Source organism: Acetobacterium carbinolicum, assembly GCF_047456275.1.
Lineage (GTDB): Bacteria > Bacillota > Clostridia > Eubacteriales > Eubacteriaceae > Acetobacterium > Acetobacterium carbinolicum.
This window is the reverse complement of record NZ_CP173357.1, coordinates 379,831-404,123: the sequence shown is the minus strand read 5'-3', so window position 1 is coordinate 404,123 and position 24,293 is coordinate 379,831. Positions and strand designations below refer to the sequence as shown.

Below are 24,293 nucleotides of genomic sequence, written 5' to 3'. Positions count from 1 at the left end.
GGTTAAATCCGGCCGGGCTTTCATTATTACGGGTTTTCTATTTTGCAAACGGTTATTTTTGCAGCTTTTCTTCGAGTTGTTTGATACTGCAATTAATGATTAATTCTTCCGGTAATCCCTGCTCCTGAATCAGTTTTATTATTTCATTAAAACGTCCCACATTATAATAAATATGACTATCACTACCAAGAATCACCGGTATGTTGTTTTTTTTAATTAATTTTATTAACGCTATCATATTGATCTCCGTATTTGTTCGAGCTGACGTTTTCATTAACGAAGCATTGTTCAGCTCCAGAATCACACCTGATTTTTTTGCCGCCTGTACTAGCCGCCAATAATTTAGCGGAAACCGCCCATCATCAGGATGACCAATGATTTTTACCGCCGGATTATGCATTGCTCCAATTATCGCATCGGTATTTTCTTCTTTTGAGCCTGACTTTATACAGTGGGAGTGAAGACTGGCAATCACATAATCCACATTATGTATCATTTTATCTGAGACATCAATTTTTCCATCGTAATCCAGGATATTCGCTTCAACTCCTTTTAGAATTCGAAGACCATTTATCTCTTGATTGATTGTTTTATAATTTTCGAAAAAAAAAGGTTCTGGAGCCCCCGGCATGGTATAAGAATGATCACTGGTTCCAAGGATCTTTAGACCTTTATTTTTCGCTTCATCAATATTTTCTTTTAAGGTACTGTAAGCGTGACCGCTGGCAATTGTATGGGTATGTAAATCCATTAGCAGTTTCATTGAGTCGTTTCCTTCTTAATCAGACATACCTGATCATTTATTTTAAAACCTTCATCCTTATTTGCGTAAACATTTAAAAATCCTGATACGCTTTTTACGATATAATGAATCTCGCGCCCATTATATTGTTTATCCTGAATCGTTCCGATGATGCCTTCGTTTTTTTGATGGATGGGTTTAATTTCCATTTCTTCAGGGCGAATCGGATAAATATTATGGGTCACAAAATAATGATCCACCCCATCTCCTTCAAATTCACAATCATGATCCGTACAATAAAAACGACCACTATCCCATTTTCCACTTAAGATATTGCTTTTACTGACAAAACGCGCAACAAACTCTGTTTTCGGCTGATTATAAATCTTTTCCGGTGTATCCATTTGCTCAATTTTTCCATCTTTCATAATAATAATCCGATCAGCCATCGCCAGGGCTTCGTTTTGATCATGGGTCACATAGACAATGGTTGAACCGGTTAATTGATGGATTTCTTTTATTTCTCTGCGCATATTGATTTTTAATTCCGCATCTAAAGAACTGAGCGGCTCATCCATCAGTAATACAGGCGGTAATTCAACAATCGCCCTGGCCAGCGCGACTCTTTGTTTCTGTCCCCCTGACAGTTCGCCGGGAAGCCGATTAATATATGGCTCTAACCCGGTGCTCTGTACAGCTTTTTTGAATAATTCCTTTTTTTTGTCCGCCGAAAGGGCCTTGTTGCGCCGGCTTTGCAAGGGAAATTTAATATGTTCCCGAACCGTCAAGTGCGGCCATAAGGCAAAGGACTGAAACACCATGCCCAAATTTCTTTTTTCAACGGGTAAACTCCATTGATTTTCCGTCAATACGGTTTGATCCAGGCAAATTTTTCCCTGATCCGGCGAAATAAAACCGGCTATAATCCGAAGTAATGTGGTTTTACCACAGCCTGATGGCCCGAGTATGGCGATAAATTCGCCTTTATTGATGTCAAGGTTGATATTATCCAGGGCCTTATTTTTACCGTATGTTTTACTTAAATTTTGTATAGTCAAGCTCATCTTCTATTCCTCCAGACAGGGGTTAATTATCTTTGTTAGTACTTTTTCAGCAGCGACTTGTTTTGCTGCCTTTTTACGACTGGCTCGCTGCATCATCCAAATCAATAAATAGCCTGCCAGTATCAATAAAACCAGAACCGTTGACATTGTTGCGGCCAGATTATAAGACCCCGCCTGCTGTAAATTAAAAATAGTCAAGCCAATCGTCTTCGTCCCTGCTGCTGACAGCATTGAGGACAACGTCAATTCAGTGAGAGCCGAGTTAAAAATAAAAAACGAACTCATTAAAATCGGTTGGCGAATCAGCGGGATCAAAACGTCCGTCCATCTTCTTATAATTCCTGTGCCGGAAATCAATGCCGCTTCCTCAAGGGACGCCTCCACTGTCAGAACAGCAGTCGCACTGCCTTTAATCTGGATAATCAGATACCTAAATACATAGGCAATAATAATAATTTTTGATGTATTATACACATTTGGAAATTTACCAAAGCAAAAGATCATAGCCAGTGCCAACACGATACCTGGTACCGCATAATTGAGTGTCGCTCCCAGCTCAACTAGTTTCACTGACAAAGCATTATTTCGGGCTTTTAAATAGCCGATGGCGGTGCCCAGGAAAACGCAGATCAAACAGGCCACACCGGCAAAGACAATACTATTTTTTACGGCTGAGGCCACTGCCGCATTGGTAAACACAAATTCAAAGGCGCTGAAGGTAAAATTTTTGATTTCAAAACTGGCCCCATAGTATTTTTGCACCGACGAAATCATCATGCTAACCAGCGGAATAACTGTGATCATCCCTAAAACAGAAATAATTGTCCATTCTAAAATGCGGCGCTTTGTTTTAGTAAAAAGGATTCGCTCACTAAAATCTTCTTTAATGCTGTCCATTCCTGAACTTTTTTTAATCAACCTTCCTTGAATAATGGTGCCGACCATTGAAATAATTGCCAGCATCACGGCTAAGGTTGCTGCTTGTGTAAAGGCACTGGGACCAAAGCTAATGGCTTTTTCATAAATATAGGTACTCAAAACCGGAATTCCTGAGGAGATCCCCAGAAAAGCGGGCACCGAAAAATTATCCAGTGCGGCCAAAAACGCTAAAATCCCTCCCCCAATTAATGCTGGCAACACCTGCGGCAGATTAATCTTTATCATTGTCTGCCATTGGGTACATCCAGATATTCGTCCGGCCCATTCCAAATCTCTTGGTACTTTTCGAAACATACTGAGTGTTAGAGTATATACAAGCGGTAAATTGCAAAGTCCCAAGACAAAAACAATTCCACCAATGGTATAAATATCAACCATCGGAAGCCGTATCTTTTCAAGAAATTGATTAATCACTCCGGTTTTTTGAAAGAGCTGGCTCCAAGCCAGAGTAATCACATAGGATGGAATGATAAACTGGGCCATAATCATTGTTTGGATCAATTTCTTACGCTTAATATTTGTATATGCCATCAAAAATGCGAGTATACCACCTAAACCTACCGAAATAATCGTGGCACCGATCCCAATAATAATCGTATTTTTGATCGCACTTACTGTTCGCGGCTCAGCTAACAGACTCACGTAGTTTAAAAAAATTGAACTGCTTTCTGTCGAAAAGCTGCGTAAAAATAACAGCATTAAGGGTAGTATCAATAAAAAGCCCAGCCCACCAAAAAAAAGAGCCGTCCCAATCCTTTGATACGTTATTTTTTTTGTATGCATGTTGACTCCATTCTGATAAAAACTTCAACGCCGGATTCGCGACGTTGAAGTTTTAAAGTTAAAAGCTTTATTGAAACAATGCTGTAAATTTTTCTTTATCGGCATCTCGATTCTCTGCCAGCACACTCAAATCATAAGTCAGATTGGTCAATTCACCCACTGTTTTAAATCCTTCCGGAGCTGAAACACCTTCTTTTATCGGTGTATAACCAATTTGTGATACCACTTCCTGGCCAGCCTCCGATAATGCATAGTCGACAAATAACTTTGCTATTTCCGGATTTTTGCTCGCTTTTAAAATCCCGATTGGCTCGGTAATAATAAGTGATCCATCTTCGGGATAGACAAATTCAACCGGTGCACCATCAGCCTTGGAGCGAATGGCCATATAATCAACAATAATACCGGCACTTTTCTCTCCCCCAACGACGGCCTTTTGAACCGCTCCGTTTCCTTTATCGACAGTCACGCCATTATCTTTTAGTCCTTCATAGTATGCCCAGCCAATGCCATCTGTCCGAGTCAAAACCCCCAGATTATAAGCCGCGGCGCCTGAATACAATGGGCTCGGCATGATTAGCTGATCCTTAAATGATGGGGCTAAAAGATCCTGATATCCCTTCACCTCTTGCTTAACTAAATCCGTATTGATAATAATACCCGTAGAAATAATCTTTGTTCCGGTGTAGGTGTTCGCTTCATCATAGTATTCCTTACTGATGCCCTGTAATTCTTTAGATTTATAGCTCATTAAAAGATCTTCATTTTTTAGGGTTTCAAAGGTTCCGGCATCGGCAATTAAAAGCACATCGGCGCTGATGTTACCAACTTCTTTTTCCGCCATTATTTTACTGACCACTTCTTCCGTTCCGCTTCTAAAAACACTGACTTCGACATCTGGATACGTTTTATTAAAGGCTTCGGATAATACCTGAATATCGGCATCCGGCATCGACGTATAAATCGTTAAGCTTCCCTCTTGTTTGATCGTCTCAGTTTTTGCCACACTTTCCTGACACCCTGTTAAAGTCATCAAACTAATTAAAACCAGTGCCATCACCATTATTCTTCGTTTAAAAACCATTGTTTTCCTCCATAATTTTTTTTATATAGGATACTTCTTTCTTTACCTGCATTAAACCCGGTCTAGCGTCAAACCCTTCCAGAACAATTGGAAGGTTCTTTTTTAAAATCGTATCAAAGCAACTACTGAAATCATAATCACCCTCATATAGTGGTGTATGCAAGACGTTTCCTTTGCGATTGCTAAGATGAATTTTTGAGATATTATCAAATACATCAAAGTAGTGCTCAAACTCCTCCAGGCTGTCACAATGTGCAATGTCAATGGTGACTTTCAGCTGATCAATAAAACCATCCGCAAGCTCAGTAAATTCTTCATAAGAAGTCACCAGCTCATGGGGCAATTTTTCCATTAGCTCAATGGAAACATCAATATTCTTGCTTTCACCATACGATACAATTTCTGCCAAGCTATTTCTACCCAATCGCAAACTTCGATCACGATCTCCCACCAAGGTCATTTGGGGCGGATGCACCGTGACTTCTGATATCGCCAATGCATCCGCTAAATCAATCGATCGTTTGATTTCTTCAATGGATGTGTTCCGGATGTTCTGATTTAATGAAGCAAAGTTAAGATCCCAACTCTTGGCATGAACAAAATTCTTTAATCCGTATTGATCTGATAATGTGCGGCATTCTTTTCGTGAATATCGCGACAAATCAAATTGTTGGGCCCAAACTTCAATGCCGGAAAAACCATAGCGCTTCGTCTTATTCATCATCGTTTCTAAATCAGTATTAAAGAAAAAATTCGACGATACATAGAGATTCTTCATACCGACCTCCTTTCCTATTTCAAAGCAAGTCTATCTTAATTATATTAACAACCCGTTAAATGCGAATTAACAATATGTTAATTTATTTTCATGCTGCATTTATTGAAAATTATATTGCATTTTTGATTTTAAATGTTATAATAAAGAAAAATTCTGGAGGAATCGTATGATTGAACTCAGTCAAATCGATCGACAATTATTGTCAAAAAAAGACCATTTAATCCTGGACTACTTATTAAAAAGCAGCCCTAATGTTTATTATGAAAGCTCTGAAGCGATCGCAAAAAAAATTAGTGTGAGTAACGCCACCATTAGTCGCTTCTGGAAAAAAATCGGTTTTAAAAATATTCGTCATTTTCAGAAAACGATGCTTCAGCAGACCGGTCAAACACCGGCTTCAAAGGTACGGACCACCCTGGAAAAAATGAAAGAAACCGATAGCAACGTCCAAAACGTTTTTTTAAAGAATATTGAATCGATTGAACATACCTTGTTTCAACTCACGGATGAAGCCATTGAAGCTGCGGCTGAGCTGTTCCTTTACCATGACCGCATTTATGTCTTTGCCCCTGATGCTTCGCTTGGTATCGCTTATATTCTCCGCTATCGATTAAAGCGTCTGAATATTGAGTTCATTCTCATCGATGGTGGTTCGGCAATTTATGAAACCATCAATAATTTTGAGCCCACTGACTTAGTCATTGTTTTTTCCTATGGTCGTGTCCTTGCCGAAACCGATATTATTTTTAGTGAAAAAGAACGAATCAATTTTGATCTGATTCTCTTTACCGATCTTTTATCGATGCATCTTCATTATCAATGTCAGGCTTTTTTATATAGTCATCGCGGTGATCCCACTGAGTATCACTCCATGACTGCCCCAATGTCTGTCGTCGATGCCTTAATCCTTGAAATCGCATCGCATTCTGAGCATTCACTGGAGCATTTAGAAAAACTCTCCACGCTTCGCGCAAATTATCAAAACTTAATTAAACGATAATCCTTCTGAGCGGTACAATGCCAAAATTTCTGTCACATTTTTTTAATTGTCGTGAACTGTATCCGCAGATACAGTTCACAGCGAAAACTTGTGTTATTGTATCAGTTAGAAATAAACTTTACTGCAGTGGGTTGTTTCAAAATGACAATTACATGCCAGGGGATATGATGAAGTTTCTGTTGCCGCGGATCTACATGATTTCGGTTAAATCAAATTGAGGGTTTCCTTTGTTATTGGATTCGTAGTCGTTATCATCAGCTTTTAAAGCTTATATCGATGCCATCGCTTCTGAAATCCCCAGCTTCTTAATTTTCTTTAGTGGACCAATGACTGATAAAGCTGCCGTCATGATACAAATGACTGCTATCCCAACGATCTGATATAACGGAAAAGACCAGTCCGCAGCAAGAAAATCAAGCAGTTTCTTTTGAAGTAGCACACCACAAATACAACCCATGATACAACCAGTCACGCTATAGGCAATTGACTGCGTCAGAATCATTTTATTAAGTTGCTTATCTGACATACCCACGGCCCGGAGCATCGCCAGATATTTGGTTCTTGACACGACACTGGTATTCATAGTATTGATCATGTTTAAAATACTGATTAATGCGATGACTGTCACAAATCCATAAATAAAAACGGCGATGGTCATAAAGGCATTGTTTGCTTCGGCATTCATCTGTCGTTTATCGTGCAGGGTAATCGTCTCATCAATCATTGTCTTAACTTCATCCACTTTCTGGTTGTCATTTTTGTCACGCAGCTGGAGATCAATCGCATGCTCAGTTGGATTCCCGATAATTTCAAGGCCGTCCAACTGGGATAATTCTTGCCATAATTCAGGCGAAATCCTCTGCTCCGATGTTAGGGTCAGATCCGCGGTATCATGGTTGTCCGTTTTTATCCCCATAAAAACAGGATTGACCAGAACACTGAATCCCAAGAATAAAATAATACTGATGGCAATCGAGCTGGTCATCAGGATTAGCGTTCGTTTTTTACTCACCGCGTTGTTCACACCCATTGCAATTTCAACTGGTAATAGTCTGGTGAGCAAACCACATTTCTGCCTGATCGAAATTTTCAGATCGGCACTTCCGGTAACGGCATTGACTGGCGAAACCTTTGCAGCTTTTTTGGCAGGCAACATGGAAGCCATAAAAACCGTCAGAAAACCGGTCAATGTCCCTGCTCCGATGCCAATGGCACTGATATTTATAATTGAAATATCACCAAAGAGCTGAGGGTTGTAAATTTTTAGTACCGCCGAGCAGACAAAGGTTAGCAGCATTCCAGCCAGTACCCCTAAAGGGATGGCCTTCAGCGAAATAATCAAGCTTTCTCTTCTTACCATTCGCCTGATTTGTTTTTTTGAAGCACCAATACACCGCAGTAATCCAAATTGTCGAACCCGATCAATCACCGATATATTAAAGGTATTGTAGATCATCACGACTGCGGTAACCAGTACCAAACCGAACAGTACCGCTCCAATGAGGTAAAAGGTTAAGACCCGGTTGTTTTTAGTTTCCAGCATCAGCGCCAGAAGACCTTCATTGTAACCCATCCGCTCTTCGGGAATATTCAAAACGGTGACTATTTCTTTTTCGGCATTCGAAATATTCACCCCCGCCTTAAACAGCACAAAATATTGACTGGTTACCACAGTCAGTTTCTCTGCCGTTTCCGTTGAGACAAAAACAAAAGGAATCGCAGCGGCCTTGGTGGCACCCCAGTCGTTAATGACACCGCTGATCACATAATCTTCGGCCGTCCCGTCAGATCGGGTGATCTTTATCGTGTCGCCGCTATTTAAGACCTGTTGATCCAGGTACCATTTTTCAAGCACGACTTCATGATCATTTCTTGGCATCTTACCTTCAATCAGGTCGATATTTAAATTGCTGGCGAAATTTTCACTTATATATCCCAAGGCACAAATCTCATCATTAGTTTTGCCCTCTCCCAGATCTTTTAAAAGCCCTGAATTTTCCACGTCGATTCGACTTCCAATGATATCCATCTCATTTTGCGTCGGATCACGAACGAGAATATGATAATTGCCTTCGCTTTTTAATACCTGTGCTGTTTCAAACTTTACCAGGGCATCCAGCATCGAGAATATTCCAACGACCAGTGCCACCGCCATGACGACGCTAAAAATCGTTAACCGGGTTTTATTTTTATATCCAGCCAAATACTTGGGTGCTAAATCAAGATAATTTCTCATCTTTTGCCCTCACCAAGTTCTCTGACCATTCCATCATTTACCTGAAATACACGATCCGCAAAGGATGCATAATTGTGATTATGGGTAATCATAATCACCGTCTGGTTATACTGGTCTACCGACAACTTGAGTAAATTCATCACATCCTGACTATTTTTACTGTCCAAGTTACCGGTTGGCTCATCAGCCAGAATAATCGCCGGTTTGGTAGCAAGTGCCCGGCCGATTGCCACCCGTTGTTGCTGACCGCCCGAAAGTTGGCTGGGCAGATGCTGTTTTCTTTCTGCTAGCCCCAAGATGCCCAATAATTCATTAATGTAGTGCTTGTCAGGTTTTTGATAATCCAGCAAGATCGGCAACACCATATTTTCTTCGACATTTAATTCAGGAATCAGATTAAACGCCTGAAAAATAAAGCCAATGTTGCGACGCCGAAATATCGAAAGCTCCTCTTCCTTCATTTTATGAATCTCTTTGCCATCAATCGTCACCGTTCCGGTTGTAGGCTGATCCAGGGCTCCAACCATATTAAGCAGCGTACTCTTCCCTGAGCCCGATGGTCCAATGACCGATACAAACTCCCCTTTTGACACGGAAATCGACACATTATTCAATGCCGCTACCTTTGTATCACCTTTACCATATGTTTTGCACAAATTAAGCGTTGATAAAATATTCACTATTCACACCTCACCTTTCTTTATTGAAATGATAGCATGCTCACATGACTCCCACGTGAATCCATTCTTACAAATTTGTAAGTTTCGGAAAGATCACATGAAACACTGTGCCTTTGCCCAATTCGCTGTAGACGGTGATGGTGCCACCATGCTTTTCAATAATCGTTTTTGAAAGCGCCAGGCCGATGCCAATCCCCTGATGGTCTTTTGAGTAACGACTTCGATAAAAACGTTCAAAAATATGATGAATATCTTCCGGATCGATGCCAGCACCATTATCTTTAATCGTAATTTCAATTAACAGACTGTTTTCCACACCGCATATTTCAATTTGATCGGTTTCTTTGGTATGGTCAAGGGCATTCTTAATGATATTCTCCAGTGCCTCGCCCAGCCAGATTTCGTCAAAGCTCATCCTGATGGATGGGTCACAGACAAGATTTATCTTTTTATTTTCACGTTCCGCTCGAGTCATTAACACAATTCTGCATTCCTCCAAAAATGGCTTTAATTCGCGACTGTTTTTTTCCAGAACAATAGTGCCGGCATCAATCTTTGCCAGCTTCAACAGATTTTGAATCAGGTTCTCCATCCGTAACAGTTCACGCTGACTTTTTTGCACAAAATCTTCAACTACCTTGTTGCCCGTTTTTTCATCCAGAATAATCTCGTTGTACATTTGTAATGCCGCCAGTGGTGTCTTTAATTGATGAGAAATATCAGAAATTGTTTCTTTTAAGAAAATCCGGTGATGCTTTTCTTTTTCAATGTGGACTGTCAGAGCTGTTGCCATCGTATTCACTTTAGAAAAAAAAACAGAAAGCTCGTCTTCGCCGCCATCGTTCAGACGAATCGATGCATCACCATCCATAAAACGTTGAATTTTCTTACCGGCATCTTCAAGCTTTTTATTTCGTTGGAATGCAAAAAAATAAAATACCGCCAGTAGAAACAAGGAAAACACTGAAGTAAAAACCAACATAATGACCGCATATTTTTGATAAAATTGATCGACTTTCGGCAATAAGCTGTTAGCCATACCTTCTTGGTAGCCGGCTGTTTTTAACAGTGCTGCCCCATTAATTACCGCTTCATCGACTTTCTGGTCAGTGAACGCCATCCTAATTTGATGCGTATTCACGCCATGGCTAAGCAAATGTCCAGCTATCTCAGCATCGTGTGTCATCATGTTTTCTTTATACGATTCTGTCATCTGCATAACGACAATCTGCATCGTTATGATCATTCCCAACAAAATAAGTATGGTAATGACTGCCTGTTGCTTTAAATTATTATCGTTTGAACCTAACATTTTCATTCCTCACTTCTGGTGATTCCATTTGTATCCGATACCTCTCACCGTTAATAAGCATACCGGTTTTTGAGGATTATCTTCAATTTTGTTCCGTAATCTGCGAACATAGACGGATAATGTGTTATCATCTACAAAACTGCCACTTTCATCCCAAAGTCGATCCAGCATTAGCGTTCTGGTTAAAATCATATTTGGGTTTTGCATCAATAAGCATAACAGCCGGTATTCAGAACCTGTGAGTTCAACCAGCCGATTTTCTTTCATAACCTTGTTTTCATCGAGTTTTATGACGATGCCATTGGATTTTAACTCTTTACCGGAAGTCGCTGATAGTTTTGCCCGCCGAAACAAGGCATTGATTCGAGAAATAAGTTCATTCAATTTAAAGGGTTTGGTGATGTAATCATCCCCACCCATATCGAGGGCCATTACAACATTCACTTCTTCATCTGATGCAGTCAGAAAGATAATGGGAACCGTTGACGCTTGCCTGACGTGCCTGCATATCTCAAATCCGGTTCCATCCGGTAATGTCAGATCAAGCAGCAAAAGATCATATTGAGTTGTTGATAGTTGGACTAGCGCCGCTTTGACAGTTCTGACAACCTCAACCTGAAATCCGTTTTTATTTAAAGAAAACACTAGTCCGTCAATCAGACTTAAATCATCCTCCACCAGTAGAATATTATTCATGATTGTCCCTCTCTTTTAGCGATGTATTTATGAATTTAAAAACCTTTATTAATTTTTGCTTTAGGTTTGGTGAGCACGAACCACGCAAACTAAATTATCCTCTTACAGTATATTTCGGTATTCGCTTGGATGCAAGCGGTTCTTTTATTGAGGGTAACCCTTAGCTTTTTCCTTGCAAATGAAGTAAAAAATCATTAAAATAAAAGCCTATAATTAAATCCAGGCGAATAAAAAAAGTTAAAAATTTCTGTCACAACCCATGATCAACTATTGTCTAATTTAGTATAATGCAAAATTACATAGAATGGAGATTAATATGAATAACAAAACCGATGACGCAAATGAGAAAATTGAATTAGCCCTTAATGGTGACAAACAGGCATTGGAACTCCTGCTCGGCAGTGTGCAGGACATGGTGTATAATCTGTCATTACGGATGCTCGGCAATCCCCATGATGCGGAGGACGCCACCCAGGAAATCTTAATCAAGACAATGACGGGCTTGTCCTCTTTCCGGAAAGAGAGTGCGTTTTCTACTTGGGTGTATCGCATCGCAACCAATTACCTGCTGAACTACAAAAATTCATTTTTTGCAAAACAACCACCACTTAGCTTTGAGTTTTATGGGGCGGACATTGAGGCCGGATTTTTGAGAAATAATCCGGGTATGATGAATGGCGTCGATGAGGAAATTTTAACCCATGAACTTAAAATGTCCTGTACTAACGTGATGCTCCAGTGTTTTGACCCGGAAAGTCGTCTGATCTATGTCCTGGGCATCATGTTTAAAGTGGACAGCAAGGTTTGTGGGGAGATTCTGAGAATTACCCCGGAAGCATACCGCCAGCGTTTATCCCGAATTCGTCAAAAAATGGCTGGTTTTCTGAAGCAGTATTGCGGTCTTGCTTCACCAGAAAAATGCAATTGTCAAAAGCGAATCGGCTATGCCATCACAAATCACCGCTTAAATCCAGCCAATTTAGAGTACCATCAACTTGAAAAAGTGGATGAAGATGTCGCGTTAGATTATTTGGCAGCTATGGAAGAAATGGATATGGAATCGGCAATCTTTGCCAAATTGCCCAGCTATCGTTCTCCCCAGAATACCAAGGATTTTCTGCAAAATATACTATTCTCTGAAAACATGGCGACCATCATGGGTCAGGCATAATGGAACACCGTTATGGCAAGAATACCAGCATATAAAGAGTTGATAAACACACGACTGGCCAATACTTACGGTGGCTGGATCTATTGTGAGGGTTGCAACAAGACGATTGGTTATCTGTGTTATGTAACTTATGACCTTTTTCGATTCGACTATCGATGCAAATGCGGAAACTGCGGAAGTGTCCATCTCGTATTTGAACGTCAAAGTACGGAGCAAACCAGTAGTGAACAATCATTGATTACCATAAAGAATCGTCTATGTTGTCCTGAAGACAAATCTCCGTTAGCAACAATTCTGGAAAAGAACCTTGCTTCATATAAATATGAAATCAGCTGTAAAACCTGTAATACAAAATATCAGGTAGAATAAGCTTAATAGAAATATTATTGTACAGGTAATTGCAACACGACAATTGCCTGTATGGTTGTTTGAAATTACTGAAACTAGCTCGCCGCTAAGCATCTAGTCGAAGATGGCGATACTAACTTGGAAAATACATTTATCTCCAAAACGCTCTAAAAATTACTGCCGTGAAATGAATCCGTGCAACTCCGTCTCCGCTGTGCTACGCCTGCGTTTGGGGCTTCGCCCCATAAAAAAATAGATATATGAACATTGATTTTCAAGTAAACTTGAATCAATATTCATATATCTATTTTTTTGCACGGCTTCGGTTTAACTGATCGTAGTTTCCTCGGGTTTGTTTAATCCTTAGTCCGGATCAAACCCTCGTCAACTGCGTTCTTTTTTGCACCTTTGCTTCGCTCTGCTCAGCTGCATACCAAATTTTTACAAAATTTGGGCAAAAAATTCAAAAGTCCCGCAATGTCCTATCCTCCCAGGCAGTTGCCCACCAAGTACTTTCGGCGCTGGAAGACTTTACTTCTGTGTTCGGTATGGGAACAGGTGTGGCCCTTCCGCCATCATTACGGAACTAGTTAGACTAGTTAAAAACTATTTAATTATAATTGCATTTATATGAATTGCTTTTCGGTGATCATCGATCACTCGAAACAGCATAGTGTATAAAATCTTGGATCAAGACCTCGGTCGATTAGTACTGGTCAGCTCCATATGTTGCCATACTTCCACATCCAGCCTATCTACCTGATCGTCTATCAGGGACCTTAACCTTTCGGTGAGATATCTTATCTTGAAGGGGGCTTCGTGCTTAGATGCCTTCAGCACTTATCCTTTCCAAACTTAGCTACCCAGCTATGCTCCTGGCGGAACAACTGGTGCACCAGTGGTTTGTCCGTTCCGGTCCTCTCGTACTAGGAACAGCTCTTCTCAAATATCTAACGCCCACGACGGATAGGGACCGAACTGTCTCACGACGTTCTGAACCCAGCTCGCGTGCCTCTTTAATGGGCGAACAGCCCAACCCTTGGGACCTGCTTCAGCCCCAGGATGAGACGAGCCGACATCGAGGTGCCAAACCTCCCCGTCGATGTGGACTCTTGGGGGAGATAAGCCTGTTATCCCCGAGGTAGCTTTTATCCGTTGAGCGATGGCCCTTCCACTCGGAACCACCGGATCACTAAGCCCGACTTTCGTCTCTGCTCGAGATGTCTCTCTCGCAGTCAATCACCTTTTTGCCTTTGCACTCTAAGAGATGGTTTCCAACCATCCTGAAGGTAACTTTGGGCGCCTCCGATACTTTTTAGGAGGCGACCGCCCCAGTCAAACTGCCCGTCTGACACTGTCCGATGACCGGATTACGGCCACTCGTTAGAATTCCAATCGTACAAGGGTGGTATCCCAAGGGCAACTCCTTCGAAACTAGCGTCCCAAATTCTTTGTCTCCCACCTATCCTGTACGTGCACGATCAAAACTCAATGCCAGATTGCAGTAAAGCTCTACGGGGTCTTTCCGTCCTGTCGCGGGTAACTCGCATCTTCACGAGTACTACAATTTCACCGGGTGTGTTGTCGAGACAGCGCTCAAATCGTTACGCCTTTCGTGCGGGTCAGAACTTACCTGACAAGGAATTTCGCTACCTTAGGACCGTTATAGTTACGGCCGCCGTTTACTGGGGCTTAAATTTGCACCTTCGCTTGCGCTAAGCACTCCTCTTAACCTTCCAGCACCGGGCAGGCGTCAGCCCCTATACATCATCTTTCGATTTAGCAGAGACCTATGTTTTTGCTAAACAGTCGCTTGAGCCTCTTCTCTGCGGCCCCCATAAGGGGGCACTCCTTCTCCCGAAGTTACGGAGTCATTTTGCCGAGTTCCTTAACAACACTTCTCCCGCTCATCTTAGGATTCTCTCCTCGCCTACCTGTGTCGGTTTACGGTACGGGCACCTTCTCTCTCAATAGAAGCTTTTCTTGACAGCGTGAAATCAGCGACTTCCCTACTTATTTTTCGTTCCCCGTCACGCCTTGGCCTTATGAGTAAGGGGATTTGCCTCCCTACTCAGCCTTGACGCTTGGCCCAGCTTTTCCAACCGCTGGGTTCGCTTATCCTTCTGTGTCACTCCATCTCTCAAACAATTAAAGGTGGTACAGGAATTTCAACCTGTTGTCCATCGCCTACGCTGCTCGCCTCGGCTTAGGCCCCGACTTACCCTGAGCGGACGAACCTTCCTCAGGAAACCTTGGGCTTTCGATGGTGAAGATTCTCACTTCACTTTCGCTACTCATGCCAACATTCTCTCTTGTCTTGTGTCCACCAAACCTTACAGTTTCGCTTCGCCCTCAAGACATTGCTCCCCTACCACTATGGTAGTACCATAATCCATCGCTTCGGTGCCAGATTTTAGCCCCGTTCATCTTCGGCGCACAACCACTCGACCAGTGAGCTATTACGCACTCTTTAAATGTGTGGCTGCTTCTAAGCCAACATCCTGGTTGTTTGTGCAGTTGCACATCCTTTCCCACTTAATCTGGACTTGGGGACCTTAGCGGATGGTCTGGGCTGTTTCCCTTTTGACTATGAGACTTATCTCACACAGTCTGACTGCCGTATATAAGTGCATGGCATTCGGAGTTTGATAAGGTTCAGTAATCTTTACGACCCCTAGCCTATTCAGTGCTCTACCTCCATCACTCTCTCTACAACGCTAGCCCTAAAGCTATTTCGGGGAGAACCAGCTATCTCCGTGTTCGATTGGAATTTCACCCCTATCCACAACTCATCCAAGCCTTTTTCAACAGACACTGGTTCGGACCTCCACTTGGTTTTACCCAAGCTTCATCCTGGTCATGGATAGATCACACGGTTTCGGGTCTACAGCATGCAACTAGTCGCCCTATTCAGACTCGGTTTCCCTACGGCTCCGTACCTGAAGTACTTAACCTTGCTACATACCGTAACTCGTTGGCCCGTTCTACAAAAAGCACGCAGTCACGTTAGCTCCTGCTGCTTGTAAGCACAGGGTTTCAGTTTCTATTTCACTCCCCTTCCGGGGTTCTTTTCACCTTTCCCTCACGGTACTTTCCGCTATCGGTCAATCAGTAGTATTTAGCCTTGGGGGGTGGGCCCCCCATCTTCCCACAGGGTTACACGTGTCCCGTGGTACTCGTCGATTACCCGTCCATACTATTTTCGTCTACGGGGATCTCACCCTCTGCGTCCGACCTTCCCATGTCGTTCAACTAATAATACAGCCTTGATGTAATCAGGGCTCTTCCTCGTTCGCTCGCCGCTACTAAAGGAATCGATGTTTCTTTCTTTTCCTCTGGGTACTAAGATGTTTCAGTTCCCCAGGTTCCCTCCATAACGCTATGTATTCACGTCACAGTGACTGGTCTTCTACCAGCCGGGTTTCCCCATTCGGATATCTACGCTTTAACGGTTATGTGCACCTACACGTAGCTTTTCGCAGCTTGTCGCGTCCTTCTTCGGCTCTGATTGCCAAGGCATTCACCCTGTGCTCTTTTCTTCTTGATCCTATTTGATGTTACGTTTTCGTGTTAAGAAATTGTATTTCAAAAATTTTATTTATACACTATGCTGTTTTCAATGATCGATTGGGACATTTATCGCCATGCGATAAATATACCTGCTAAAAAAAAGACATCTTCCGATGTGTTCTTTTCAGTTTTTTGTATGACTCAGTCATACAAAAGAAAATAGTACCATGACTTCCTGTATTCCCTAGAAAGGAGGTGATCCAGCCGCACCTTCCGATACGGCTACCTTGTTACGACTTCACCCCAATTACTGACCCCACCTTCGGCAGCTGGCTCCTTACGGTTGCCTCACTGACTTCGGGTGTTGCCAACTCTCGTGGTGTGACGGGCGGTGTGTACAAGACCCGGGAACGCATTCACCGCAGCATTCTGATCTGCGATTACTAGCAACTCCAACTTCATGCAGGCGAGTTGCAGCCTGCAATCCGAACTGAGATCTGTTTTAAGGGATTAGCTTCACCTCGCGGTTTCGCAGCCCTCTGTTCAGACCATTGTAGCACGTGTGTAGCCCAGGTCATAAGGGGCATGATGATTTGACGTCGTCCCCACCTTCCTCCGTGTTATCCACGGCAGTCTGCTTAGAGTGCCCAACTAAATGATGGCAACTAACCACAGGGGTTGCGCTCGTTGCGGGACTTAACCCAACATCTCACGACACGAGCTGACGACAACCATGCACCACCTGTCTCTCTGTCCCCGAAGGGAAAGTCTGATCTCTCAGATGGTCAGAGGATGTCAAGACCTGGTAAGGTTCTTCGCGTTGCTTCGAATTAAACCACATGCTCCGCTGCTTGTGCGGGTCCCCGTCAATTCCTTTGAGTTTCAACCTTGCGGTCGTACTCCCCAGGCGGAGTGCTTATTGCGTTAGCTGCGGCACTGAGTCTCCCCAACACCTAGCACTCATCGTTTACGGCGTGGACTACCAGGGTATCTAATCCTGTTTGCTCCCCACGCTTTCGCACCTCAGCGTCAGTATTTGTCCAGCAAGCCGCCTTCGCCACCGGTGTTCCTCCTAATATCTACGCATTTCACCGCTACACTAGGAATTCCACTTGCCTCTCCAATACTCAAGTCTTTCAGTTTCAAATGCATGTCACCGGTTGAGCCGGTACCTTTCACATCTGACTTAAAAAACCGCCTGCGTGCCCTTTACGCCCAGTAAATCCGGACAACGCTTGTCCCCTACGTATTACCGCGGCTGCTGGCACGTAGTTAGCCGGGACTTTCTTCTTGGGTACCGTCTTTTTTTCTTCCCCAATAACAGAGCTTTACGATCCGAAAACCTTCTTCACTCACGCGGTATTGCTGCGTCAGGGTTTCCCCCATTGCGCAATATTCCCCACTGCTGCCTCCCGTAGGAGTCTGGACCGTGTCTCAGTTCCAGTGTGACCGTTCGCCCTCTCAGACCGGTTACCCATCGTCGCCTTGGTGAGCTGTTATCTCACCAACTAGCTAATGGGACGCGGGTCCATCCTATGGCACCGGAGCGTTTAATACATCTGCCATGCGACAAATATATCTTATAAGGCATTACTCCCAGTTTCCCGAGGCTATTCCTTTCCATAGGGTAGGTTACCCACGCGTTACTCACCCGTTCGCCACTTTCTAAAAGATCCGTGCAAGCACTTCTCTTTTGTCTCGTTCGACTTGCATGTGTTAAGCATACCGCCAGCGTTCGTCCTGAGCCAGGATCAAACTCTCAATAAAAGTTTGTATTTAAAGCCGTTAGGCTTAAAATGCTGTCTCATGAAAACTTAAGTTTTATACTCTACCGAGTGCACTTTATCCTCTGCCGAGTTAATGTTTTAAAGAGTACATCTCTCTGTTTCTATTTTAGCCATCATTCATCCTTGCGGATGTTTCGGCTGTTTTACAGGTTTTATGGTACTATTCTCTTTTCTATGACCGCCGTTCTGCAATCGTTTCCGACCGAAGAAGCTTTTCTATTGTATCGTCATTTCCCGATGTTGTCAAGCTGTTTTTTTGAAATTCTTTTGCGTTAATTCCAAGTTCATTTCAATGTTTCAGCCCAATGTCCGCCGCCTCTGTTACGAGACAACTTCATTAGTATACGCTCTTTCGGCCAACCTGTCAACGCTTTTCTAAAAGTTTTTTCAGATTTTTTGATGTAATACGCTATTTATATCAAATCCGCTATTATGCAAGTTTTTGATGAATAAATAACACCTCTTTCTTTTAAAAAAGGCTCTGGAATCAATTGATTCCAGAGCCTATATTATTAATGAAGACTTATCTATTTGCTTTCTGCCACTTTTGTCTCTTGTATTTCCAATCCTAATACCTTGCTTACTGATTTATAAACAACGAAGGTAATGGCTGAATTTATTCCCGCTTTAAGTAAATTAAAAGGAATAATAATCGGAATGATCATTGGAAGAACAGCTTCTATCGGTATTCCCAAAAAGAAAGGGGTAATAGCAATATTCCATAATGCCATGGTTGCTGTCATTGTTACTGTCCCAAGGGCAAGCCCTGTTATCGCACCTTTTCTGGTTTTGTTTCTTTTGTAAACATTCCCGGCAACAATCACAAAGGAGCCGGTTGCAAAGAGATGCATTAAAATTCCAATAATACCGCTAGACGAACTTACTGTTACACCTTGCAATACACTAACCACGGCAGTTAATATCAATCCCCCTAATGGGCCAAACATAAATGTTCCAATAAGAAGGGGAATGTCTGCTGGATCGTACTCCAGGAATGGGGCCGCCGGGAATATTGGAAAACGGATTAAAGAAACCAATAGTATCGACATTGCCGCCAATACCGCCATCTGAGTCAGTTGTTTTGTCTTGATTTTCATAAAAAATCCTCCTTCAATTGTCTGTTCAGTAAATTAAAAGCCCTTGAAAATTTCTTTTCAAGGGCTTTGCGTGCAAAATTTGTACGCCATTTCTTTCATCCGGACTATACCGTCGGTTCTGGATTCCAACCAGATCGGCCTTTCGGCTCGTGGACTTATTGCTTTCGCACATCACCACCGGTGAGGACTTACACCTCGCCCTGAAACAGACTATTTATTTATAAATTTATTATATACCCGGTTGAATTTCTTTGTCAATGATAATTTTTAGCCAACTCTAACTAAACATCTTTTTCTTAAATAAAACAAAGGCAGCAACCCCAGTACACGCAACAGAAATCAGAATGATCGTCCAAAAATTGGGAACTGGCAAACCTTCTACGTTCATCCCATAAAAACTGGCAATCATTGTCGGTATGGCCATAAGAATGGTCAATGACGTTAGTATCTTCATCACAATATTTAAGTTATTTGAAATAATTGATGCAAATGCGTCCATCGTTCCGCTAAGAATATTGGCATAAATATTTGACATCTCAATGGCCTGCTGCACTTCAATGAGCACGTCTTCCAACAATTCCTTATCTTCTTCATAGAGCTTAATAATACGCCCTCGTTGCAGTTTTTCTAACACACCCTGGTTCGCTTTTAGGGATGTTGAAAAGAATACCAAACTTTTTTCTAAATCAAGCAACTGAATGAGTTCTTTGTTTTTCAGGGAAATATGAAGTTGTCGCTCAATGTCGGTACTCATGCGATTGATATGTCTCAGATAGATTAAAAATCTGCTGGCAACCCGATAAAGAATCTGAAAGATAAAACGGGTTCTTAGATTTGTGTGGACATTTTTAACCCGACCTTTTGCAAAATCATCAATAAGGGTGTTTTCTCTCAAACATACCGTAATAATATTCTCTTCGGTTTGGATAATTCCAACTGGAATCGTCGTATAAAGAACCATCTTCGTATCCTTTTCAATAACCGGAACATCAATGGTAATAAGGGCCTGATTATTATCCTCTAGCTCTACTCGGGAAATTTCTTCTTCATCCAGTGCCGCTCTGAGAAAATCAGATTCTACTTCTAGTTCTCTGGTAATAAAATGTAATTCTTCCTCAGTTGGATTAACCATGTTGATCCAACTGTTCTTTTCAATGGACTCAACTTCTTGAATCTTGCCTTCAATGGTTTTATAGATTTTGATCATTGCTTTCCTCCTTTATTAAGAGCAGCCCATGATCCCTAAGATATTCCGGGCGCTCAGTTTTTGGTCATTTTGTTCAATACGCTTCTCTCCAGGGTCTGCGTCCATCTTATCTCACTCCTTTTTTTTTAATTCACACCAAAGAAAGACCATTTGCTACTTTGCTTCTGGCTCTTTGGCGTCTAAATAAATAAAAAAATCTCCACTTTAACAGAGGAGATTTTTGCATAGCAAAAATAATGATTCCTCTATTCGTTGAGTTTTGGCACTATACAGCATAGGGCATCGCCCAACTGCATTAAGTAAAACCTTAAGTCGATAGTACCTGTTGACCCATTGGCATCTTTCGATGTTTCCGGGCAGCAGCCATATCTGTATAGGAGCCTCACCTAACAAAAGAAACATATTGTTCTTTTATCTATTTATACCCATAACTATATCTTTTTGTCTCATTGTTGTCAATCATTTTTAAGTTAACATGCCGTAAATTACGACCTTGTTAGCGATGACCCCTAACGGTTATCCCAACAAACACAAAGCAGCTTTATATCTGACATATTTTAATAAGGATCCGTCTGAGACAGATCCTTATTCTCTTTGTTGCCAATCTGATTAATTAAGAAGCATTATGTTTTTTTCGATAAATGACAACCCCAATAATGCCGAGTACAACAACAATGGCACCAATAATTCCAGCAACCATCCATGAATCAGCCGGATTTGATTCTACTATATTTACCCGTACTGTTGCAACAGCACTTTTAAAATAATTGTTACCTTTATATTTGACAATAACTTCCTGTTCACCTACTTCGTTTTTATAACTTAACTCAATGTCATCTCGGTTAAATTTAACTTCATTATTATTTTCATCCACAACTGCAATGGCAAGGTCTTGATACACTGCGTCGTTCATTTTTTTTGTATCACGATCATATTCAACACTTGGTGGATTTGCCGCAATAACCAATGCGCTATCTTTTTTTTCTGCAATAATAACCGTTTCCGTTGCCTTGCTTGTGTTATATTTGTCGGTTCCTTTATATTTTACCGTCACCGGTTGATCGCCCGCAACGCGATTGTAACTCAGCTCAATATCCGTTGTTGTAAAATTAACGGCATTATTTTTGCTGTCAACCACCTGAATTCCAAGCACTTGATAAACCGCAGCATCCAATTTGCCAGCGTCACTGGTATAGTCCACTGTAATCGGCGGTTTTGCCAGATTGATGGTTGTATTTTCTTTAGCTGGTGCCGGAGGATCGACCTGGCCAGTGATTTCTATATCGACAGTCGCCATACTTGGCGAATACTGATCATTTCCTTTGTATTTTACGGTAACATCCTGTTTCCCGGGGGCTCGGTTATAACTCATCTCAATATCAGCTGCGGTAAAATTTATTTTGTTACTTCCCGCATCAACAACCACAATACTCAATGCCTGATAAACAGCCAAATCAAGTTTTGCTGAATCACTGGTATAGGCTACTGCTGGCGGCTTCGCAGCAATGGATACTCTGGTATCCTGCTTTCCGATAATCTGAACTGAAGCATTAACCTGACTCGGATTGTATTGGGAATTCCCCTTATAAGCGACAACAACATTTTGCGTTCCCACCGCATGATTAAAGGTCAGGGTAATATCACTCGGTGAAAATTCAATCTTGTTGGAATCACCATCGACCACTTGAATCACCAGATCGTCATATACCGCTTTATCTAATGTCGCAGCATCAGCGGAATAACCTACCGCTGGCGGATTGACTTTCAATACCAGTCGGGTATCTTTCTTAGGAACCTCATTGATAATAATGTTTCCAGTTGCCATACTGGTCTCATATTTTTCGTCGCCGATATAGGTAACGTTTATCTTTTGCGTGCCAACCTGTCGATTGTAGTCGAGAACAATATCGTCCTTAGTGAAATCAATTTTATTATCGTCGCTATCCACCACTACGATGTTCATGGCATTATAGACCGCCTTATCCAGTTCGTCTGCTGATGTGTTGAATGTCACCGAGGCTGGTGAACTGGCGATCGATACCGTCGTTGCCAGTTGATTATCTGCTTCTGCCCAAATTCCCATCGGTAGCAGCATTAAAATCAATGCTGCAATCAATCCTGTTTGCCACATCCGTCCAGTTAATTTTTCATTATTCATTTTCTTTCCCTTTCCATCTGATCCATTTTTGCTATAACCACTAGCATCCTATGATCTATTAATCCAAACCGTTGTAAACGTTTTTCTTAACTTGTCTCTACATCGTCTCCCTCCCCTTTATGATACTAAAAAAGATCTATCTTTATTGACAGATCTTTTATTTCAAACTAGTCCATTTTGGTCAAACGATTTTTCCCAAAGAAGATGGCTCCCGCAATCAATAACAACAGCAACAAAGCAATGCCCATGTAAGGGATCGGCAACGCCTCTTCCTTCTCAGCGGCTCCGCTGCCGCCATCGCTGTACTCATTTCCGCCATACACAGCCACCTTATCTTCTTTTTTTATAATTTCAAATTTATTCGCTCCATCAGCTAATTTAAGGTGATAATTCGGATTATCCAAACTCCCTAAAAAAACATCATAGGTCCCTACCGCTTCTCCTGCTTCACGTTCTAAAGATCCGAACATCACGTCATCAGCATATAATCCTTTATTAAAACCATCTCCTGAATCCTCCTGCCAGACAGTGTAAGTTAATGCCGGGTCTGCTTCGCCCTGAATTTTCGAAACATAGCCAGGGATAACCGTTATTGCGGCCGGGGTAATGCTATATTTTTCCTTGGAAATGATGGTTTGGTTGTTGATTATATAATTTTCTGTCTTGGTCCCATCGATGCCATACAAATAGAAGCCACCTGACGCCCATACATAATATTTTCCCACATCTTTTTGCCGAGTATTAATTTCTCCATAATAAGGATAAAAATCTGCCGCTCCAAAAACACCTAATTCTTCGCCCTTAATCAGATCTGTTTTATTGACAGATAGTTGATACTCATTGAGGTTTGGGGTTCCATCATAAACCTTATTCTGACCGGCAAGGAGAACCTCTACCGGCTTGGGCAAAATACTGGCCACTAATGATACGTTGATGCTCACCAATGGTTTGGTCTCTGTTATTTCGTCGACAATGAGATAGTTATTTCCCTTGTCGCCTGAAATCGTGACCTCTTTCAGAACGACTAAATTTGAATTTGTCGGTTTCACATCCTTAAATAAAAAACTGGCCGATGCATAGTCAAATGCAACCTTATCGATATCCGCAGCGATAACACCCCGGTTTCCCAATCCCTTTAAGGCAATCTCAGGAACTATGATGTTACCATCATAAATTTTAGTAATTGGCTTTTCTGTAATGAATTCTGATGTTTTGAGTTCAATCGGCGTTATTTTAATTTCTTTTTTATCTTCAATCTTCGCATAGGCTTCGTCACCCCGATAGACTGCAAACACCTGATAGGTTCCCACCTCCGAAGGCGGATTGGTTGACAAGGGATAGATTTCTCCATTTGCCTGAATCCCTTTATAAGTGATCTCGATCAGTTCCGAATCAAGATCTGGTCCCTCGGCAACGGGATTTACTGTGGCCAAAACCTGCGGTCCTCCATTGTAGACGATATCAGATGAGAAGAGAATAACCGGACGTAGCGATCCCTGTTCAGTTTGATTTTCTGCCAGGACGCTTATATAAAAGCAGGTCGCATTCAAAACGATCGTCAAGACTAAGCATAAAAACAGCCTGATACTGTTGGTCTTTTTCATTGATTACTTCCTTTTTATACAAATTATCACAATACCCTGACGTTCTGTTCAATTATACCGATTTATAGCTCTGTATACAATGAAACCAGACCATTGT

The 24,293-nt window shown here is 41.9% G+C and carries 16 protein-coding genes, 3 rRNA genes and 2 riboswitches; of the genes, 3 read left to right on the top strand and 16 right to left on the bottom strand.

Annotation, left to right across the window (positions count from 1 at the left end; translation table 11 throughout):
- Positions 1–52: 52 nt before the first annotated feature.
- The 5 genes from ACIZ62_RS01910 to ACIZ62_RS01890 form a co-directional block, all read right to left on the bottom strand.
- The gene (locus tag ACIZ62_RS01910) at positions 53–763 is read right to left on the bottom strand and encodes a phosphatase (RefSeq protein WP_111888230.1); all 711 of its coding nucleotides are present in this window, start codon (positions 761–763) and stop codon (positions 53–55) included.
- Positions 760–1,806: an ABC transporter ATP-binding protein gene (locus tag ACIZ62_RS01905; protein ID WP_111888231.1), complete on the bottom strand. Its 1,047-nt coding sequence runs from the start codon at positions 1,804–1,806 to the stop codon at positions 760–762. The genes ACIZ62_RS01910 and ACIZ62_RS01905 overlap by 4 nt, the downstream gene beginning before the upstream one ends.
- Before the next feature lie 3 nt (positions 1,807–1,809).
- Complete coding sequence (locus ACIZ62_RS01900; protein WP_322519650.1) at positions 1,810–3,528, bottom strand: iron ABC transporter permease; 1,719 nt, start codon at positions 3,526–3,528, stop codon at positions 1,810–1,812.
- A 67-nt stretch (positions 3,529–3,595) separates the two neighbouring features.
- Complete coding sequence (locus tag ACIZ62_RS01895) at positions 3,596–4,612, bottom strand: ABC transporter substrate-binding protein (RefSeq protein WP_111888233.1); 1,017 nt, start codon at positions 4,610–4,612, stop codon at positions 3,596–3,598.
- A complete protein-coding gene (locus ACIZ62_RS01890) occupies positions 4,602–5,390 on the bottom strand; it encodes a sugar phosphate isomerase/epimerase family protein (protein ID WP_111888234.1) in 789 nt (262 codons plus the stop codon). The genes ACIZ62_RS01895 and ACIZ62_RS01890 overlap by 11 nt, the downstream gene beginning before the upstream one ends.
- Positions 5,391–5,556: 166 nt before the next feature.
- Here ACIZ62_RS01890 and ACIZ62_RS01885 point away from each other — a divergent pair, with 166 nt between their 5' ends.
- Positions 5,557–6,390, top strand: a complete 834-nt coding sequence (locus ACIZ62_RS01885; protein WP_111888235.1) for a MurR/RpiR family transcriptional regulator — start codon at positions 5,557–5,559, stop codon at positions 6,388–6,390.
- A 268-nt stretch (positions 6,391–6,658) separates the two neighbouring features.
- On the opposite strand, the gene ACIZ62_RS01880 is transcribed toward ACIZ62_RS01885, so the two are convergent.
- The 4 genes from ACIZ62_RS01880 to ACIZ62_RS01865 form a co-directional block, all read right to left on the bottom strand.
- Complete coding sequence (locus tag ACIZ62_RS01880; RefSeq protein WP_111888236.1) at positions 6,659–8,626, bottom strand: ABC transporter permease; 1,968 nt, start codon at positions 8,624–8,626, stop codon at positions 6,659–6,661.
- Positions 8,623–9,306 carry an ABC transporter ATP-binding protein gene (locus ACIZ62_RS01875; RefSeq protein WP_111888237.1) on the bottom strand — a complete coding sequence of 228 codons (684 nt, stop codon included), beginning with the start codon at positions 9,304–9,306 and terminating at the stop codon, positions 8,623–8,625. The genes ACIZ62_RS01880 and ACIZ62_RS01875 overlap by 4 nt, the downstream gene beginning before the upstream one ends.
- Positions 9,307–9,373: 67 nt before the next feature.
- Positions 9,374–10,618 carry a sensor histidine kinase gene (locus ACIZ62_RS01870; RefSeq protein WP_242988476.1) on the bottom strand — a complete coding sequence of 415 codons (1,245 nt, stop codon included), beginning with the start codon at positions 10,616–10,618 and terminating at the stop codon, positions 9,374–9,376.
- A 9-nt stretch (positions 10,619–10,627) separates the two neighbouring features.
- Entirely contained in the window at positions 10,628–11,314 is a 687-nt protein-coding gene (locus tag ACIZ62_RS01865; protein ID WP_111888239.1) for a response regulator transcription factor, read from the bottom strand.
- Between the two features lie 316 nt (positions 11,315–11,630).
- Between ACIZ62_RS01865 and ACIZ62_RS01860 the strand changes: the two genes are divergently transcribed.
- Positions 11,631–12,485 carry an RNA polymerase sigma factor gene (locus tag ACIZ62_RS01860; RefSeq protein ID WP_111888240.1) on the top strand — a complete coding sequence of 285 codons (855 nt, stop codon included), beginning with the start codon at positions 11,631–11,633 and terminating at the stop codon, positions 12,483–12,485.
- A gap of 12 nt (positions 12,486–12,497) precedes the next feature.
- Positions 12,498–12,854 carry a hypothetical protein gene (locus tag ACIZ62_RS01855; RefSeq protein WP_111888241.1) on the top strand — a complete coding sequence of 119 codons (357 nt, stop codon included), beginning with the start codon at positions 12,498–12,500 and terminating at the stop codon, positions 12,852–12,854.
- Positions 12,855–13,302: 448 nt separating this feature from the next.
- Here ACIZ62_RS01855 and rrf read toward each other — a convergent pair.
- From rrf to ACIZ62_RS01820, 7 genes are all read right to left on the bottom strand, one after another.
- Positions 13,303–13,419: ribosomal RNA gene (gene rrf / locus ACIZ62_RS01850) — 5S ribosomal RNA — on the bottom strand.
- 100 nt (positions 13,420–13,519) lie between these two features.
- Positions 13,520–16,380: ribosomal RNA gene (locus ACIZ62_RS01845) — 23S ribosomal RNA — on the bottom strand.
- A gap of 211 nt (positions 16,381–16,591) precedes the next feature.
- A 16S ribosomal RNA gene (locus ACIZ62_RS01840) occupies positions 16,592–18,110 on the bottom strand.
- The 16S, 23S and 5S rRNA genes sit together here, the layout of an rRNA operon.
- Before the next feature lie 547 nt (positions 18,111–18,657).
- Positions 18,658–19,227: an ECF transporter S component gene (locus ACIZ62_RS01835; RefSeq protein WP_111888242.1), complete on the bottom strand. Its 570-nt coding sequence runs from the start codon at positions 19,225–19,227 to the stop codon at positions 18,658–18,660.
- Positions 19,228–19,310: 83 nt separating this feature from the next.
- Positions 19,311–19,439, bottom strand: a riboswitch (FMN riboswitch).
- A gap of 65 nt (positions 19,440–19,504) precedes the next feature.
- A complete protein-coding gene (locus ACIZ62_RS01830) occupies positions 19,505–20,434 on the bottom strand; it encodes a magnesium transporter CorA family protein (protein ID WP_111888243.1) in 930 nt (309 codons plus the stop codon).
- 237 nt (positions 20,435–20,671) lie between these two features.
- Positions 20,672–20,835, bottom strand: a riboswitch (M-box (ykoK) riboswitch).
- Between the two features lie 212 nt (positions 20,836–21,047).
- Positions 21,048–22,592, bottom strand: a complete 1,545-nt coding sequence (locus ACIZ62_RS01825; RefSeq protein WP_111888244.1) for a hypothetical protein — start codon at positions 22,590–22,592, stop codon at positions 21,048–21,050.
- 167 nt (positions 22,593–22,759) lie between these two features.
- Positions 22,760–24,196 (bottom strand): YDG domain-containing protein, encoded by a 1,437-nt coding sequence (locus ACIZ62_RS01820; RefSeq protein ID WP_111888245.1) that lies wholly within the window; start codon positions 24,194–24,196, stop codon positions 22,760–22,762.
- Positions 24,197–24,293 lie beyond the last annotated feature (97 nt).